Below are 17,556 nucleotides of genomic sequence, written 5' to 3' on the forward strand. Positions count from 1 at the left end.
TTCACGCCCTCAGCCCTCAATCTCCACCTCCTCCACGTTGTCGAACCGCTCCAGGTCGATCAGGACGAGATACGGGTCGATGCCGGCGTCGGACGGCTTCCCGGGCACCGTCACGGTGATCGTCTGCGGGCCGGAGCGGATGCGGTGGCTGCGCAGGTACAGCGTCTCGCCGAACTCCGCGCCCTGCTCGGTCGGCGCATAGACCCCGATCGGGATCCACTCGTCCATCGGCACCTCCCCCTCCTTGCCGGCGGGATCCACCGTCACCTTGCGCGCCTTGATGCGCAGCGTCACCTGCCAGGTGCCCGCCGCCGTCTGTCTGGCCGAAGCGCGCTCCGTCTCCAGCTCCCAGAAGGTGTTGGTGGCGAACAGGTCGTTCAACAGGTAGCGCAGCGAGTCCGGCGTGACCGCCTGCAGCTCGCGGTACAGGTCCAGCGAGGTCGCGCCCGGCAGCGACGCCGTGCGGTGCGGCTCGATCAGGCGCCGGAAGGCCAGGTTCACCCGCTCCTCGCCCATGTACTCGCTCATGGCGAACAGCGCGAACGGGCCCTTGCGGTAGGCGGCGTACGGGTCCAGCGCCCGGAGCAGCGGGACGGATTGGCGGATCGGCGGGATGGGGGACGGCTGCCGGAAAAACCGCCGCAGCCGCTCCAGGTGCTCGCGCCCGTAGGCTTTTTCCACCACCCCCATGGCGGCGTACCAGGCAAAGCTTTCGGACAGCAGCGGGGCGCCCTCGGCGTACGCGTGGGGAACCTGCCACTGGTGCGCCATCTCGTGCGCAAAGATCGCGAACGGCATGTCCAGCCCTCTCGGATCCGCCGCCGGGTTGTAGCGGGAAAGCCCTTCCGTGTAGTCGATGGTCGTCGCCTCCGCGTGCGCCCCCATCCCCTGCCCGGGGTTCTCCACCAGCCGGATCACGGGGCCGTGTGGATACGGGCCGTACGCGCGGGTGTAGTAGTCCAGCGAGCCCCGTACGCTGCGGACCATGCGGTCCAGGTTGGCCGCGTGGCGCGGGTGATGGTAGACCTGGATGGTGACCGGCTGCCCGCCGCCCGCCGGCGGCGTCCAGACTTCCTCGTGCACCGCGTAGCGGGCGGAAAAGAAGGAGTACGAGCCGATGCGGGCGTCGGTCGCGTAATGGAAGTAGCGGCGCCCGCCCTCCGTCCACGTGCGGCGCAGGGTCCCCGGCGCCACCCCCACCTGGTCCGCGTCCGTCCCGATCACCGCCTCGAACGCCATGCGCTCCGTGGCGACCATCCCCGACGCGCCGGTGATGTCCTCGCCCGCTTCCGCGTCGTCCAGCGTGGGGATGATCGGGCGCGCGGCCAGCCCGTACTGGCGCCGCTCACCGGGCTTCAGCAGCTCGCGCGCGGCCTGGTAGCCGATCTCGGGCAGCACGTCCTGGCTGCGGAAGTAGCTGCTTGTTTCCGTCACGGCCAGCACGGGATCGAACGCGCCGTTGCGAAAGCCGCGCGGCTCGTAAGCCACCGCGAAGCTCAGCCGCAGCGAGTCGCCGGGCTGCAGCGGTGCCCCCAGCGCGTAGACGTGGTGCCACAGGCCGTCGACCTCGTTCGTGCGCGTCGCCGGCCGGTCGAAGGTGACCGCCGCGGTGCGGACGCTGGGCGCGGGCGCCAGGTGGATGGTGTCGATCGGCGCCGCGGTGTGGTTGACCAGGTGATAGACGCCGCGGATCTCCGCCGCCCGCCGCCGGGGATGGATCTCCACGCGCAGCCTGGCCGCGGCGATGCGGGGCTGCGGGGCGTTCGCGTATCGCCCGTAGCGGCGCTCGTACTCGGCGCGCATCTCCATGAGTTCGGAGGCGCCGCGGTACGAGTTCAGGACGTTGGTGTTGTAGAAGATGAACCCGCCCAACCCCAGGACCAGCCCCGCCGCCACCGTGGCGATCCCCATCGTCGGCCGCGTGAACCGGCCGCGCGCCAGCCGCAGCCGCGCCCGCGGGCTGCGCTCCAGCCCGCGCACCCACAGCAGCCGCGCGACGACGCCCAGCAGCAGCGCCCACGCGCTCCAGTACAGCATGAACCACAGCCACGGCCCCAGCGACGGGCCAAACCCACGCATGTCCGTGTAGACCCAGTCCGGCGCGGACCCGTAGACCAGCAGGTTGTGGCGAATGCCCAGCCGCGCGGCAAAGAGGATGAACGCGTAGACGATCAGCGCGACGAAGTGGCCGATGTACTTCTGGTTCACCAGCCCCTGCACCACCAGCGCGAGCGCGGCAAAGAGCAGGTACTCGGGAAGCTGAAGCCCCAACAGCACCTTCAGGTACAGGCCGATCTCGAAGCGGTGGTAGTCCTGGGTCACCTGGATGATGATCCCGATCGCCATCAGCACCACCATCCACACTGCCAGCACCAGCCCCAGCCCCAGGAACTTGCCCAGGAAGGGGACCCACTCCGGCACCGGCGCCGCGTCGGTGATCTCGCCCAGTCCGGCCTCCCGCTCCCGCCACACCAGCTCCCCCGCCCACAGCAGCGTCAGCATGGGGATGATCACCCAGGGCGTGATGGGATCGGTGAGCGGCGCCGTCAGAAAGGTGAGGACGTACTCCGTCCGGGGCAGCAGCGGCGTGCCCATGTTGGTCATGTGCTCCGGCAGGATCATCACCGCGACCAGCGCGATCGGCGCCGTCACGATCAGCCCGCCCCGGCTCCTGGCGATCACCCTGAACGACGTCCACGCGATGTCCAGCGTCTGGCGCGCGCGCATCGCCCAGCCGAACGTCTGCCGGACCTCCGGGACGGAGATCGGGCTGGTCCGGATGCCGCTCCCCGACGGCGTGGGCGCCTGCGCCTCCCGCCGCCTCAGGAGACGGCCCCACCACGGCCTGGCCGCCAGATGCTGGAAGCGGAAGCGGGCGTAGGTGAACGCCAGCGCCGCCAGCGCAACGCCGAACCACAGCAGGCGGCTGCGGAGCAGCGAGCCCTCCAGTGTGACCAGGCGGGTGCTCTTTTCGATCGGCGTCCAGTTCAGCGTCAGGTCGACGATCGTCAGGTGGGCGAACGCATCCAGCAGCTCCGCGTACGTCCGCTCATTCAGAAAGTACATCACGGCGAAGATCCCGCCGTACACCACGCCAAAGAGCATCACGCTCCCCACGTAGCTCCCGATGGCCCGGCGGCTCAGCGTGGCCCAGGCAAACTGCACCGCCGTGCCCAGCAGCGCGTTGGGCAGCGCCAGAAAGCCGTACGCCGTCAGGTACGCCGCCGGCCGAAAGGGCCCGACGATCTGCGGATCCACGCCCGACGCGTAGACGGCCAGCATCACCCCCAGCGGCACGGCAAGGAGGATGATGGCGTTGATGACAAAGACGGCCAGGAACCGCCCCCCCAGGTACTCGGCCTTGCTTACGGGCGCCGTGTAGGTGAGCGGATGCATCCCCGTTTCCACGTCGCGCACCGCGATCTCGCCCGCCACGCCCGCGGCCACCAGCAGCCAGAACAGGGTGCAGAAGACGGTGACCACCGCGATGATGAAGGGCGAGTTGAGATGGAAATCCGCGTACAGCTGGTCGGAGACGACGTTCTGCCGGATGAACAGGTACGCGACCACGGCCAGGGCCGCGAACGGCAGCCAGGTGGAGAGACGACGAAGCTGGTAGACCAGTTCGAAGCGAAAGATCTCCCGGAACTTCATGTCAGGTCCCGCGATGCTGCGGGTGAACCCGGACGGGCGTGCGATAAATCGCCTCCGCCTCCGCCGCTGGCCATCCGGCATTCAAGCCATCGTATCGATCCGGCCCGCCGATGGATCGGGTTTCCGCGCGCTGGGCAAGCCACATCGAGGCACCCGCCGCAATCCCGCCGAACACCGTGGCGATGATCAGGTCGGAAAGAACGTCGTCGAGCGCCGGAAATCCGTCCCCGGAAATCAGGCCGGGGATGCCGAGGAACGCGAGCATCAGCAGCAGCGCCACGGCCGCGCCGCCCAGCCCGAAGCGCATCCAGTTGATGTCTGACAGCCGCCGCCCGCGATACAGCAGGCTGACGAGCAGAGCAAAGGCGCCCCCCGCGACCCCGCCGGCGATCCCGACGCGCAAGGCCATGCCGATCGCGTCCAGCACCCCGATCTCCGGCGGAACGATGACGCCGATTGTGCGGAGCCCGATGATGGTCGCGAAGGCGAGACCGAACCAGGTGCCGCCCCACACTACGGCGTTCTTCGCCGCGCCCGTCAGGCGCCGGATGATGTTCTTGATCATCAGATTCCTCCCGGGATGTTTCCGTCCACCGTGATCGTAGCCCTTCACGCCGCCGCCTCCAGTTGCGCGCGCCGCCCGATGTGCCCCGCCATCGTGCTGAAGTAGACGTCCTCCAGGTCCGGCTCGGCGGGCCCGAAGCCGGCGCCGGGCGCCGTGTCGCTGTAGACGTGCACCACGGTCCTTCCCCCCAGCATCTTTGTGGAGATGACCGGATGCGTTCGCTCGGTCTCCGCCAGCGCGCTCTTCTCGATCACACTCCGCCAGATCCGCCCCCGCATCTCTTCGATGGCGCCCAGCGGCTCTGCCTCCAGCAGAATCTCACCCCGGTCGATGATCGCCATCCGCGTGCACAGCTCCGACACGTCCTCCACGATGTGGGTGGAAAGGATGACCGCGCTGTTCTCGCCCAGCTCGCTCAGCAGGTTCAGAAAGCGCACGCGCTCCGCCGGGTCCAGCCCCGCCGTCGGCTCATCGACGATGAGCAGCCTGGGGTTCCCCAGCAGCGCCACCGCCACGCCGAACCGCTGCCGCATCCCGCCCGAGTAGCCGCCCAGCTTCTGCTTGCGCACCTCCCACAGGTTGGTCTGCCGCAGCAGTGCCTCCACCAGCGCCTTGCGCGACTTGCGGTCGGGGATGCCCTTGAGGATGGCGAAGTGCTCCAGCAGTTCCTCCGCGCTCACCCGTGGATACACGCCGAACTCCTGCGGCAGGTAGCCCAGCGTCTTGCGCACCTCGTCCTTCTGCCGCACCACGTCCAGCTCGCCCAGGTGGATGCTGCCGGAGTCGGGCTCCTGCAGCGTGGCCAGGATGCGCATCAGCGTGGACTTCCCCGCCCCGTTGGGGCCCAGCAGCCCGTACATCCCCGCCGGAATCGTAAGCGTCACGTCCTTCAGCGCCTGCACGCCGTTGGGATAGCTCTTGGAGACGTTGCGGATGTGCAATTCCATCGTGGCACCCTGTAGATGTATCCCAACCAGCCGAAGAACCGTCGCGTCAATCGCCACTCCACCCCGGCTCCAGCATCACTCGCGAAGTACTTTACGATACAAAGAACATCAGCGCAAGTGGCCCGTAGGTGACGCTACGCTCCGCGGTTGCAGGTGCTATCCGCTTTCGTCGTAGTGCTGCTGGTCGACGAACCATGCTCGCTCACCAAAAAGTCGGGGGGGGGGCCGGGGGGGCCCCCCCCCCGACATTGTTGTGAGCATTCAAACCTGAAATCCCGGTTAGCGCGTGGCGTCCGACACAAAGAGGACAGGTCCCCGCACTCCAACCACCTCTGGAGCATCGGGATCAAGACCGACCATCGCGTCCCGTGAGAACCACCGGCGAACACGATTCCGAGCCGCGAGCATACGACCACGGGCGCCATCGCGCACGTCGCTCATCACACCAGCATTCCGAGTCACGTCTGTACTCATTCCTCACCCCGGTCGTTCGGGAGGCCCATCGCTAGATATGGCCACCCCACAGAGCATGGATCCGTACCACAGGGCGCATTGAAAATTGCGAGGCTCCTGACGACAAAGCCGATGCCACAGGTACTTCCAGTCGAACCCACCGTACCCGGAAGGATGACGTCAATCCCACGTGCTCACAAACGCAGTGAGCGCGGCTCCATCGATGCCGCTGATTCGTACGTGAATCGGCGGGATGGCGGCGGATGCGTCCTCCGCCGCAAGTGTGTGTGGGCGTCGGAACGGATGCGCGGGTAACCGAAATGTGACACGGCAACGACCCGAGCAACACTGAGGCAGGTTATCGTTATACCGAATCCGGAAAACAACATCGGAAGGTACAGAGGAACCGGGAACCGCCAGAGGAACAGAGGTGATCCGCATTCCTCCTCTGTTCCTCTGGCTGTTTCTCTGTTCCTCTGTACCCCGACCTCTGTTTCCTGTAGTCTCACTTGAGGTGAGGTGTTTTGCCGGATTTGGTATTAGGAGAAAGAAACTGCGTGATCTCTGTGCATGGTCAGAAGGGAAGTGGCCAGCGGCCACTTCCCTTCGAGTTGCCTGTCGACAGTCACGGCGAGTGCGTGACGATCGCGTGGGCCGGTCAGAACGGCAGGTCGTCGTCGTCTTCGAAGGGCGGCGCCTGGAAGTCGTCGTAGTTGCCGCCGCCCGCACCGCCGCGGCCTCCGCCACCGCCGGCCGGCGCACCACCTCCGCCGCCGCCCCGCGCGCCACCACCACCGCCGTACGACCCGCCTCCGCCTCCGCCGCCGCCGCCGCCGCGGCCACCGCCCCCGCCGTACCCACCACCCCCGCCGCCACCACCTCCATACCCACCACCGCCGCCGCCGTAGTCACCACCACCGCCGCCGCCCTCGCGGCCGCCACCCAGCATGATCATCTCCTTGAGATTGATCTCCGTGGTGAACTTGGTGACGCCTTCCTTGTCCTCGTACGTGCGGTACTGGATCTCGCCCTCCACGTACAGGCGGTCCCCCTTCTTTACGTACCGCTCCACGATGTCCACCAGACGGCCCCACACCACAATGCGGTGCCACTCCGTTTTTTCCTGCTTCTGCCCGCTCTGGTCGTTCCAGGTGCGGGTGGTGGCCAGCGAAAACTGCCCCACGCGCTGGCCGCCGCCCGTGGTGCGAATCTCCGGGTCCTGCCCCAGGTTGCCGATCAGGATCGCCTTGTTCAAGCTGCGCGACACAGCTCCTCCTCTTCCCCCAAGTGAACAAAGTAGACGGCGAGACGGCCTATCTTACCCGGGGCCGGACTGCCTGTCAAGAAAGATCTCCCACGCGCAGGCGCATCACAAGCGCGTCCTCCGTGGGCAGCGAGTAGTACCGGGGCCGCCGCCCGACCACGATGAATCCACGTTGGCCGTAAAGGGATTGTGCCTCGCGGTTCGACTCGCGTACTTCCAGGTAGCACTCGTGGCTGCCGCGCTCCTTGATGCGCTCCACCACCGCGTCCACCAGCGCCCCGCCCATCCCCGCCCCGCGCGCCGCGGGCGACACCGCCACGTTCCCCAGCTCCGACTGGTCGATCACCGTCCAGCACGCCGCGTAGCCGGCCAGCCACCCCTCCTCCGTCTCCGCCACCAGCAGGTCGGTGTCGGAACGCTTCATCAGGCCGCGAAAGGTGACCTCCTTCCACGGCGTGGAAAAGCACTCGCGTTCGATCTCCAGCACGCGCGGCAGGTCGCCCTCGCGCAGGGAGCGAATGCGAAAGCGCGGCGAAGGCGCCAGCGCGGCCACCGTCTCGGCGCTCGACGCCATCACCCCGCGCCCCGCGCCGCCGCGATGCGCTCCACCCCCGCCGCCCGCACGTAGTCCGGCTCCCACGCCGCCGCGTCCGCCACGCGCCCGTGCTCCGGCATCGTGCGCGCCAGCCAGAGCAGGCCGTTCGCCGGCGAACGCTCCCCCCCCGCCACCGCCTCCGCGCCAAACGCGTCCGCCAGCAGCGCGTGGTGCAGCGCCGCCCCCTCGCCCACAAAGCGCACGCGCTCCCCCCGCAGCCGCTCCACGACGTCGTCGATCCCCGCCGCCGTCACCCCCAGCACCTCGCGTGCGCCGGCATCAAAGCGCCAGCACCCGGCAAACACCTCGCGGTTGCGGGCATCGAACAGCGCGCAGACGGCGCCGTCCCCGTCCCGGTGCGCGGCGGCGGCGGCCAGCAGCCCCGAGTACGCGTACAGCGGCACCCCCAGCGCCCGGACGATCCCCTTGGCCGTCGCCGCGGCGATGCGCAGCCCCGTGAACGAGCCCGGCCCCCCGCCCACCACCACGGCGGAGAGAGCGCCCGGCGCCAGCCCCGCCGCGCGCACCGCCCGGTCCACCGCCGGCAGCAGCGCGGAAGACGCGTTGGCCCGCGCCGTCACCGCCTCCTCCGCCGCCAGCGTCCCGTCCACCTCCACCGCCACGTACGCGTCACGCGTGGAGCTGTCGATCGCCAGCACGGTCTCGCTCCCCGCACCCCTCACGCCCCGCCTCCGTCAAACGCCGGCAGCGGCGGCGGGTCGCCCACCGGGCGGGCATGGACGCGGCGGCTGGCGGGGTCGCCCTCGTCCTCGATCGCCACCTCCCACCGCGGCGTGGGGAGCAGCGACTCCGCGCGCTCCGGCCACTCGATCAGCACCAGCTCGTCCGGCGCGCCCAGCTCCTGCCACCCCAGCTCCCACACCTCGTCCGGATCTTCGAGACGATACAGGTCCAGGTGCTGCACCTGCACCCCGCGCGGCGTGTCGTAGCGGAATACCAGGTTGAACGTGGGCGAGGGCACGTCGCCTTCCACCCCCGCGCCGTGCGCCACCGCGCGGGCCAGCGTGCTCTTTCCCGCGCCCAGGTCACCCCGCAGCGCAATCACCAGCGGCGTGTGCGCCTCCGCGCCAATGCGGCGCCCCCAGCGCTCCAGCGCCTCCTCCGTCAGCACGGCGTCCATCCGGGCCTCACCCCCGCAGCGCCGACACTGAGCGGCGCTGCGGGCCGGGCTTGGCGCCGTCCATCTCCGCCTTGAGCTCCAGGTACTGGTCGCGCAGGATCGCCGCCCGCTCAAAGTCCAGCTGCGCCGCCGCGTCGCGCATCCCCTGCTCGATCTCCTTCAGCAGCTCCGCCGGGCTCCTGGTGCCGAACACCGGGCGCTCCGCCGCCTTCGTCGCCCCCGCCGCCGGCTCCGGCTTGGTCCGCGCATCGGCCACCCGCGTGCTGAGCTCGATCTCCTCCACGGACTTGAAGACCGTCATGGGGATGATGCCGTGCTGCTCGTTGTACTCGCGCTGCAGCACCCGGCGGCGGTTGGTTTCTTCGATCATCCGCTCCATGGAGCCGGTGACCTTGTCCGCGTACAGGATGGCCATCCCCTCCGAGTTGCGCGCCGCACGGCCCACGGTCTGGATGAGCGAGCTGGCGGAGCGCAGAAAGCCCTCCTTGTCCGCGTCCAGAATGGCCACCAGCGACACCTCGGGGAGGTCCAGCCCCTCGCGCAGCAGGTTGATGCCCACCAGCACGTCGAACTTGCCCAGGCGCAGGTCGCGCAGGATCTCCACCCGCTCCAGCGACTGGATGTCGCTGTGCAGGTAGCGCACGCGCACCCCGTTCTGGTGCAGAAAGTCCGTCAGGTCTTCCGACATCCGCTTGGTGAGCGTGGTCACCAGCACCCGCTCGTTGCGCTCCACGCGAATGCGGATCTCCGCCAGCAGGTCATCCACCTGCCCGCGCACCGGCCGCACGTCCACCACCGGATCGAGGAGACCGGTGGGGCGGATGATCTGCTCCACCACCACGCCGCCGCTCTGCGCCAGCTCGTACGCGCCGGGCGTGGCGGAAACGAACACCGCCTTGGGCACCAGCTCCTCCCACTCCTCGAACTTCAGCGGCCGGTTGTCCAGCGCGCTGGGCAGGCGAAAGCCGTGGTCCACCAGGGTCAGCTTGCGCGCGCGGTCGCCGTTGAACATCCCGCCGATCTGCGGAACGGAGACGTGGCTCTCGTCCACGATCACCAGAAAGTCCTCGGGAAAGTAGTCGAACAGGCACGCCGGCCGCTCGCCCTCGGTTCGGCCCGCGATGTGGCGCGAGTAGTTCTCGATGCCGGAGCAGGTGCCAATCTCCAGCATCATCTCGATGTCGAAGTTGGTGCGGCTCTCCAGCCGCTGCGCCTCCAGCAGCTTGCCCTGCCCCAGCAGCTCCTTCAGCCGCCCGTCCAGCTCGCGGCGAATGCGGTCCACCGCGCGCTCCAGCTTGGGCCGCGCCGTCACGAAGTGCGTGGCGGGAAAGATCGCCGTGCTCTTGAGCGTGTTGATGGTGTCGCCCGTCAGCGGGTCAAACCGGGAGATGCGCTCGATCTCGTCGCCCCACAGCTCAATGCGGATCCCCTGCTCCTCGTACGCGGGGTACACCTCCACCGTGTCGCCGCGTACGCGAAAGTTGCCGCGCTCGAACGCCGCGTCGTTGCGCTTGTACTGAACGGCTACCAGCCCCTCCAGGATCTTCTTGCGGCTGATCTCCTGCCCCACGTTCAGCACCAGCATCTGCGCCCGGTACTCCTGCGGGTCCCCCAGGCCGTAGATGCAGGAGACCGAGGAGACGATGATCACGTCGTCGCGCTCCATCAGCGAGCTGGTGGCGCGCAGGCGCAGCCGCTCGATGTCCTCGTTGATGGAGGAGTCCTTTTCGATGTACGTGTCGGTGCTGGGGACGTACGCCTCGGGCTGGTAGTAGTCGTAGTAGCTGATGAAGAACTCGACGGCGTTCCTGGGAAAGAAGCTCTTGATCTCGCCGTAGAGCTGCGCCGCCAGCGTCTTGTTGTGGCTCATCACCAGCGCGGGCCGGCCGTGCCGGGCAATGACGTTCGCCATGGTGAGCGTCTTGCCCGTGCCCGTAGCGCCCAGCAGCGTCTGGTACTTGTCCCCGCGCTTCAGCCCCTCCGTAAGCTCCGCGATGGCCCGCGGCTGGTCGCCTGCGGGGGAGAACGGGGACACCAGTTCAAACGGCATCACTTCCTCGTCTGGTCGGGATTCCGGGCATGGACGGTCAACCCGGTTTGTACCCCGAAGAAAACCCGGCGTTCACTTCCGTGGAACGCCGGACGGTCACGAGCGGCAAACTCAGCCCGCACTGCGGAAGTGCGTACTCCACACACCTTCCGTGCCTGCCATCGGGCATCGATGCATCCGCGAGTTCCGGCCGCGGCACCCGCCTCTGCCCAGGCGGTTCAAACCGCGGCTACAACGGCACAAAGTCCGTCTGCGCGGACTCGGCGGCGTAGGCGTGTGCGGCGTCCCCGGCAGCGGTGCGTCCGCAGGCGGGAATCACTCCGTCACATTCCATTCCCTGCCCTCTCGCCGCTCCTACTCCTCCGCCACCTCGCTCAGGTCCGTCTGCTCCCGGCGCTCCACACGCACCACACCCTTGACCTTCTTGATCGCGGCCAGCACGCGGTTCAGGTGCGCCAGGTTTTCCACCTCCACCACAAAGTCGCCGCGCATCCCGTGCTCATCGGCGTTCATGTCGGCGCTGCGGATGTTGGTGTTGGTGGCGGACACGGCGCTGGCGATGTCGGCGAACAGCCCGCGGCGGTCGGTGCCGTCCATTCCCAGGCGCACGAAGAAGCGGTCCGCGCCGTCGCCATCCCAGTCGATCTCCACCCGCCGCTCGGGGTGCTCCTTGAGCTGCAGGATGTTGGGGCAGTCGATGCGGTGCACGCTCACCCCGCGGCCCCGCGTCACGTACCCGATCACCTTGTCGCCCGGCACCGGCTGGCAGCACTGGGAGTAGCGCACCATCAGGTTGCTCATCCCCTGCACGCGCAGCGGCGCGGTGGCCTGCTCGCCGCGCACCCGGGACACCAACCGTTCGAACGCCGAGGGGGGCTTGGGCGGCTCTTCCACCGTCTCCGGCCACAGCACCCGCATCACCGCCGACGGACCCAGGTCGCCGCGGCCCAGCGCGGCGTACAGCGTCTCCGCGTTCTCCAGCCCCAGCGCCCTGGCCGCCTCGCCAAAGCGGTCTTCCGACACCTTCTCGCGCCGCGCCTTGCGGATCTCGCGCTCGATGAACTCGCGCCCCAGCCGGGCGCTGTCACCAAACTCCTCTTCCTTGATCCACTGCCGGATCTTGTTGCGCGCCCGCGCCGTCTTTACGAATGCCAGCCAGTCGCGCGAGGGGCGCTGCTTGGGATCGGTAAGGATCTCTACCTGGTCGCCGTTCTTGATCTCACGCGTGATGGGGGTAATGCGTCCGTTCACCCGCGCGCCGGCGCAGTGCAGCCCCACCTCGGTGTGCACCGTAAAGGCAAAGTCGATGGGCGTGGCCCCCTTGGGCAGCTGCTTCACGTCGCCCATGGGGGTAAAGACGAAGATCTCGTCCTGGAACAGGTCGATGCGGAGGAATTCCATGAACTCCTCCGGCTCCCGCGTCTCCTGCTGCCACTCCAGCACCTGCCGGAACCACGAGAGCGTGTCGTCCACGTCGTCGGCGGGGCGCGGGCCGTCCTTGTACTTCCAGTGCGCCGCGATGCCGTTCTCCGCCGTGCGGTGCATCTCGCGGGTGCGGATCTGGATCTCGTACAGCCGTCCGCCCGGACCAAAGATGGTCGTGTGCAGCGACTGGTACATGTTGCTCTTGGGCGTGGCGATGTAGTCGTGGAACCGCTCCGTGAGTGGCGTCCAGCGGTTGTGGATCACCCCCAGCGCGTGATAGCAGTCGGCGATGGTGTCTACGATCACCCGCACCGCCATCAGGTCGTAGATCTCGTCGTAGTTCTTTTCCCGCTGCACCATCTTGCGGTAGATGGACCACAGGTGCTTGGGACGCCCCGTCACCTCGCACTCGATCCCCGATCCGCGCAGCTCGGCCTCCAGCGGCACGCGCAGGTTCTCGATCCATTCCTCGCGCTCGCGCCGCTTCTCCGCCACCCGGCGCGCCAACTCCCGGTACTCGTCCGGCTCCAGGTACTTGAAGCAGAGGTCCTCCATCTCCCACTTGATGGCGGCCACGCCCAGCCGGTGCGCCAGCGGCGCGTAGATGTCGCGGGTCTCCTGCGCGATGCGCCGGCGCTTCTCCTCACGCAGCCAGTCCAGCGTGCGCATGTTGTGCAGCCGGTCGGCCAGCTTGATCAGGATCACCCGGGCGTCCTGCGCCATGCTCAGCAGCAGCTTGCGGAAGTTCTCCACCTGCTGCTCGGTGCTGGTGCGGAACTGCACCTTGGCGATCTTGGTCAGCCCGTCCACCACCGTCACCACTTCTTCGCCAAACGCGTCGCGCACGTCGTCCAGCGTGGCGGACGTGTCCTCTACCACGTCGTGGATCAGCCCGCCCGCGATGGTGGCGCTGTCCAGGTGCAGGTCGGCCAGGATCTTGGCCACCTCGATGCAGTGGACGATGTAGTCCTCGCCCGAGTGGCGCTTCTGCCCCGCGTGCGCCATGGCGCTGAACTCGTACGCGCGCGCGATCAGGTCCAGGTCCAGCCGGTCGGCGTACGGCTGCACCGCCGCGAACAGGTCGGGCGGCAGGATGGCGCGCGCGTGGTCCAGCCCGCCGTCCACGGCGGGGAGCGCGGGTGCGTGCGACGCCATCAGCCCCCTCCCGCGCGCGAGGGGGCCGGCCGCCCGGCCGGGGCGGCGCGGCGGGGCAACGGGGGTGGCGGTGCGGAGAAGTACCTCATACAGGCAATGTAAGCGATGGGGGCGCCCGCTCACCACCCCGACGTCATCTGCTTCTGCTCGGCGAACGACCAGTACCGCTGCTCGCCCACGATGATGTGGTCCAGCAGCCGCAGCCCCAGCAGGGTGGCCGCCGACTCCAGGCGGCTGGTGAGGTTGCGGTCTTCGTTGGAGGGCCGCGGCTCGCCGCTGGGATGGTTGTGCACCGCCACCACGCTGTACGCCCCTTCGCGCATCGCGGGCCCAAACACTTCGCGCGGCTCCACGTGGCAGCTGTCGATGGTGCCCTGCGCCACCTTTTCCATGCGCAGCAGCTCGCCCTGGGCGTTGAGCAGCACCACGTGGAACTCCTCGTGGCGAAGGTCGCGCATGCGCACGTGCACGTGCTCAAACACGTCGCTGGCCGACAGAAAGCGGGGCGCGTCGCGCCGCACCTCCTGCACCGCCCGCCGTCCCAGCTCCATGGCGGCCAGGATCTTGGCGGCCCGGGCCGGCCCGATCCCCCGCACGCCGCACAGCTGCGACGCCTGCGCCATCATGATGCGCCGCAGCGGCTGCGCGTCCCTGCGCCGCCTGCCGCCGCCCTTGCCCGGTTCCTCCTCCTCGTCCTCGTCAGCACCCTGCAGCGCCCAGGCCAGAAGGTCGCCGGCCAGGTCCATGGCCGAGCGCGCCGGCCGCTCGTCGGTGGCGGGGCGCCCGCTTTCGATGAGCAGCGCCAGCAGCTCGCGCGACGAAAGCGACTGCGGCCCCAGCGTGCACAGCCGCTCACGCGGGCGGTCGGTGGCAGGCCACTCCTTGATTTTTACGACGCCGCAGGTGGATTCGATGGGGACGGCAAGGGCAGGCATGGGCAGCTCCGGCAAAAAGGTGTCAGCGATCTCGCCACCACATCCGAACAAAAACCGAAATACAAGATATGGACGCCGTCACCGAATCACCAGACCCAATTCGGAGCGCCCCGTCCGCGCCAGCCGTGGGCACGCAACACGTGCGCTCGCGGGGGATATCGGTCAACTGGAATAGCCAGGCGGTGAGATCGCTCAGATCATCTGATCGTGGAGCGAGCATACGGTTCTCAAGATCGCGTATCAGGTGGTGCGATCCACTTGCTTCCATGCGTCGTAGAAGTCCATCTGCCGGTCTACGTCCCTCCCTCAGAAAACGCGGATGGCCCCCTGCCGCATTCCATCCATCTGCCGTTCCCGACACCTCACCCAAAGCCTCGTCCCTCGCCGACCTCCTCATCGGCACCCGACGTGGGCACTCCGGCTTCGCGCCGCGAGATCGGAGGCAACGGCACGAGAAAACTCCGTTGACTCCGTTAACTCCGTGTGAAACCCTTTTGCTCCGCGCCTTCGCGCCCTCCGCGTCTCCGCGTGACACTTGCGGTTTCTACGGATTCAGCATGAAGGCCGAGGGCTCGGCAGGTGGCGGAAAGACGAGAGCCCCGGAACAGTTGCTGTCCCGGGGCTCTCGCGATTTCATGATCCGTGTGGCAGGTCAGGCGTTACGCCCGTGGCACTGCTTGTACTTCTTGCCGCTCCCGCAGGGGCAGGGATCGTTGCGTCCCACCGTCTGCGCCGCGGGGGTGGGGGCCGGCGTTTCCTCGCGGTTGGTGCGCATGGGCTGCGGGCGCGGCGTCACGGCCGCGTACGGGTTCACCCCCAGCGAGGAGCGCCGCGGCTGCGGCTGCGGCGGCGGGGGCGGCATCTCCTCCGCCTCTTCGGCCACACCCAGCTCCCCGTCCGACACCGGGCCCGAGAACGTCATGGGCGGCGGCGGGGGCGGCGGCGCGGGCGCCAGTTGCGCGCGGAACACGTACTTGGCTATGGAGGCGTACATGTCCGTCATCAGGTCCTCGAACATGTCGTACGCTTCCTTCTTGTACTCCAGAAGCGGGTCCTTCTGCCCCCAGCCCCGGAAGCCGATGCTGGCCTTCAAGTGGTCCAGGTCGTACAGGTGGTCCTTCCACTTTTCGTCGATGGTGGAAAGCACCACGAACCGCAGCACCGCGTCCGCCGCCTCGCCAAAGCGGTCAAGCTTGTCGTGGTACTGCTCCCGCGCGCGGTCCACGACGTACTCCTCCAGATCGTCGCGCGAGGAGAAGGTGTCGCCACCGACCGAATCGTTGGGCAGGCGGTCGGCGCTGATGAAGAAGTCCAGCATCAGCCGCTGCCGCAGCCCGCCCAGGTCCCAGTCCTCGGACGGGGCGCTGGCGGGGGCGTACTCCTCCAGGATGACCGGAACGGCACGCTCGATCATCTCCCACACCTCGCCCTTCAGCTCTTCGCCCCCTTCGAGCGCGAAGGTGCGCTGGTCGTAGATGACCTCGCGCTGCTGGTTCATCACGTCGTCGTAGTCCAGCAGCCGCTTGCGCGCCTCGAAGTTCTGCATCTCCACGCGCTTTTGCGCGCCACCGATGGAGTTGGTGATCCACGGGTGCGTGATCACCTCGCCCTCTTCGGCGCCCAGCCGGTCCATGATGGACGCGATGCGCTCGGAGCCGAACAGGCGCATCAGGTCGTCTTCCAGCGACAGGAAGAACTGTGACGCGCCCGGGTCGCCCTGGCGGCCGGCGCGGCCGCGCAGCTGCCGGTCGATGCGCCGCGACTCGTGCCGCTCGGAGCCGATGATGTGCAGCCCGCCCGTCTCGATCAGGTAGCTGTCCGGCTGCGTCGTCAGGTCCACCACCGCCTCGGGATCGGGCGAGGTGGAAAGCTGCTTCAGGTCCAGGCCACGACCCTTGGCCCACGCCACCGTGCGGGGCTCGGTGACGCCCGCGCCCAGTTTGATGTCGGTGCCGCGGCCGGCCATGTTGGTGGCGATGGTCACCGCCCCGGGCTGCCCCGCCAGCCGCACGATCTCGGCCTCGCGCCGGTGCTGCTTGGCGTTCAGCACCTCGTGCGTCACTCCCGCGCGCTTGAGCATGCGCGACAGCGTTTCCGACACGTCCACGCTCACGGTGCCGACGAGGACGGGAAGCTCCATGGCGTGCAGCCGCCGCACCTCTTCGACGATGGCGTTCAGCTTTTCGCGTTTGGTCTTGTAGACCAGGTCGTGCCGGTCCTGCCGGGTGATGGGACGGTTGGTGGGGATCACCATCACGTCCAGCGTATAGATCTGGTGAAACTCGCCCTCTTCCGTCTCGGCGGTGCCCGTCATGCCGCCGAGCTTGTCGTACATGCGGAAGTAGTTCTGGATGGTGATGGTGGCCAGCGTCTGCGTCTCGGCCTTGACCGCCACACCCTCCTTGGCCTCGACCGCCTGGTGCAGGCCGTCGGACCAGCGCCGGCCGGGCATCATGCGGCCGGTGAACTCGTCCACGATCATCACCTCGCCGTTCTGGATGACGTACTGCTCGTCCTTGTTGAAGAGCGTGTACGCCTTGAGCAGCTGGTGGATGACGTGGATCTTCTCGCTTTTTTCCGCGTACTCGCGCTCCAGCGCTTCCTTGCGCTCGCGCTTTTCGTCCAGCCCCAGCGAGGTGTCCTCCTCCACCCGGTGCACGGCCTCGGAGATGTCGGGGACGATGAAGGCGTCGTGGTCGTCCGGCGCCATCACGTCCAGCCCCTGGTCCGTCAGGTGGATGGTGTGGCCCTTCTCGTCCATCGAGTACAGGAGGTTCTCCTCCAGCTCGTGGACCTTCTTCTCCATCATGTAGTCGCGCTCGACCTTGCTGATCACCCGCACCAGCCCGGGGTCGTCGGCCAGCATCTTGTGCAGCCGCTTGTTGCGCGGCGAGCCGCGGCGCGCCAGGAACAGCTTTTCACCCGCGGCGTAGCTGTCGCCCGCCTCCAGGTCCATTTCGGCCTGCGCGACCAGGTCGTTGGTGATGCGCGTCTGCCGCCGCGCCAGGTCGGCCACGGCGGGGTTGTAGCGGGCATAGGCGGCGTTGGTCTCCGTCCCCACGGGGCCGGAGATGATGAGCGGCGTGCGCGCCTCGTCGATCAGGACGCTGTCCACCTCGTCGACGATGGCGTAGTGGTGCCTGCGCTGCACCCGGTGCTCCAGCTGGTGCACCATGTTGTCGCGCAGGTAGTCGAAGCCGAACTCGTTGTTGGTGCCGTAGGTGATGTCGGCGCCGTAGGCGGCGCGGCGCTCGGGGGTGTTGGGCTCGTGCAGGTCGATGCACCCCACGGTCAGGCCCAGGAACCCGTACAGGTGCCCCATCCACTCGCTGTCGCGCTGCGCCAGGTACGAGTTGACGGTCACCAGGTGCG

The 17,556-nt window shown here is 68.2% G+C and carries 11 protein-coding genes; all 11 read right to left on the reverse strand.

What is annotated here, in order from left to right; all coding sequences use genetic code 11:
* Positions 1-9: 9 nt before the first annotated feature.
* Positions 10-3,654: a hypothetical protein gene (locus ACOJUJ_RS01860; protein ID WP_420125140.1), complete on the reverse strand. Its 3,645-nt coding sequence runs from the start codon at positions 3,652-3,654 to the stop codon at positions 10-12.
* A gap of 1 nt (position 3,655) precedes the next feature.
* The gene (locus ACOJUJ_RS01865) at positions 3,656-4,219 is read right to left on the reverse strand and encodes a hypothetical protein (RefSeq protein WP_420125141.1); all 564 of its coding nucleotides are present in this window, start codon (positions 4,217-4,219) and stop codon (positions 3,656-3,658) included.
* 44 nt (positions 4,220-4,263) lie between these two features.
* Positions 4,264-5,166 carry an ABC transporter ATP-binding protein gene (locus ACOJUJ_RS01870; protein WP_420125142.1) on the reverse strand — a complete coding sequence of 301 codons (903 nt, stop codon included), beginning with the start codon at positions 5,164-5,166 and terminating at the stop codon, positions 4,264-4,266.
* Positions 5,167-6,277: 1,111 nt separating this feature from the next.
* Positions 6,278-6,886: a single-stranded DNA-binding protein gene (locus ACOJUJ_RS01875; protein WP_420125143.1), complete on the reverse strand. Its 609-nt coding sequence runs from the start codon at positions 6,884-6,886 to the stop codon at positions 6,278-6,280.
* Between the two features lie 73 nt (positions 6,887-6,959).
* Entirely contained in the window at positions 6,960-7,457 is a 498-nt protein-coding gene (rimI, locus tag ACOJUJ_RS01880) for a ribosomal protein S18-alanine N-acetyltransferase (protein ID WP_420125144.1), read from the reverse strand.
* Positions 7,457-8,161: a tRNA (adenosine(37)-N6)-threonylcarbamoyltransferase complex dimerization subunit type 1 TsaB gene (gene tsaB, locus ACOJUJ_RS01885; RefSeq protein ID WP_420125145.1), complete on the reverse strand. Its 705-nt coding sequence runs from the start codon at positions 8,159-8,161 to the stop codon at positions 7,457-7,459. The genes rimI and tsaB overlap by 1 nt, the downstream gene beginning before the upstream one ends.
* Positions 8,158-8,619 (reverse strand): tRNA (adenosine(37)-N6)-threonylcarbamoyltransferase complex ATPase subunit type 1 TsaE, encoded by a 462-nt coding sequence (gene tsaE, locus ACOJUJ_RS01890; RefSeq protein ID WP_420125146.1) that lies wholly within the window; start codon positions 8,617-8,619, stop codon positions 8,158-8,160. Before tsaE ends, tsaB begins: the two co-directional genes overlap by 4 nt.
* A gap of 7 nt (positions 8,620-8,626) precedes the next feature.
* Positions 8,627-10,669, reverse strand: a complete 2,043-nt coding sequence (gene uvrB / locus ACOJUJ_RS01895) for an excinuclease ABC subunit UvrB (protein ID WP_420125147.1) — start codon at positions 10,667-10,669, stop codon at positions 8,627-8,629.
* A 354-nt stretch (positions 10,670-11,023) separates the two neighbouring features.
* Positions 11,024-13,249 (reverse strand): RelA/SpoT family protein, encoded by a 2,226-nt coding sequence (locus ACOJUJ_RS01900; RefSeq protein WP_420125148.1) that lies wholly within the window; start codon positions 13,247-13,249, stop codon positions 11,024-11,026.
* A 119-nt stretch (positions 13,250-13,368) separates the two neighbouring features.
* Entirely contained in the window at positions 13,369-14,184 is an 816-nt protein-coding gene (gene radC / locus ACOJUJ_RS01905; protein ID WP_420125149.1) for a RadC family protein, read from the reverse strand.
* A 652-nt stretch (positions 14,185-14,836) separates the two neighbouring features.
* On the reverse strand, positions 14,837-17,556 hold a 2,720-nt coding region (gene secA, locus ACOJUJ_RS01910), incomplete at its 5' end, for a preprotein translocase subunit SecA (protein WP_420125150.1).

The organism is Longimicrobium sp., from assembly GCF_048594345.1.
Classification (GTDB): Bacteria; Gemmatimonadota; Gemmatimonadetes; order Longimicrobiales; family Longimicrobiaceae; genus Longimicrobium.

What these genes read in the sequence shown, in the direction of transcription:
- ACOJUJ_RS01860 (WP_420125140.1), bottom strand. Translation starts at nt 3,654, where the DNA reads ATGAAGTTCCGGGAGATCTTTCGCTTCGAACTGGTCTACCAGCTTCGT.
- ACOJUJ_RS01865 (WP_420125141.1), bottom strand. Translation starts at nt 4,219, where the DNA reads ATGATCAAGAACATCATCCGGCGCCTGACGGGCGCGGCGAAGAACGCC.
- ACOJUJ_RS01870 (WP_420125142.1), bottom strand. Translation starts at nt 5,166, where the DNA reads ATGGAATTGCACATCCGCAACGTCTCCAAGAGCTATCCCAACGGCGTG.
- rimI (WP_420125144.1), bottom strand. Translation starts at nt 7,457, where the DNA reads ATGGCGTCGAGCGCCGAGACGGTGGCCGCGCTGGCGCCTTCGCCGCGC.
- tsaE (WP_420125146.1), bottom strand. Translation starts at nt 8,619, where the DNA reads ATGGACGCCGTGCTGACGGAGGAGGCGCTGGAGCGCTGGGGGCGCCGC.
- uvrB (WP_420125147.1), bottom strand. Translation starts at nt 10,669, where the DNA reads ATGCCGTTTGAACTGGTGTCCCCGTTCTCCCCCGCAGGCGACCAGCCG.
- ACOJUJ_RS01900 (WP_420125148.1), bottom strand. Translation starts at nt 13,249, where the DNA reads ATGGCGTCGCACGCACCCGCGCTCCCCGCCGTGGACGGCGGGCTGGAC.
- radC (WP_420125149.1), bottom strand. Translation starts at nt 14,184, where the DNA reads ATGCCTGCCCTTGCCGTCCCCATCGAATCCACCTGCGGCGTCGTAAAA.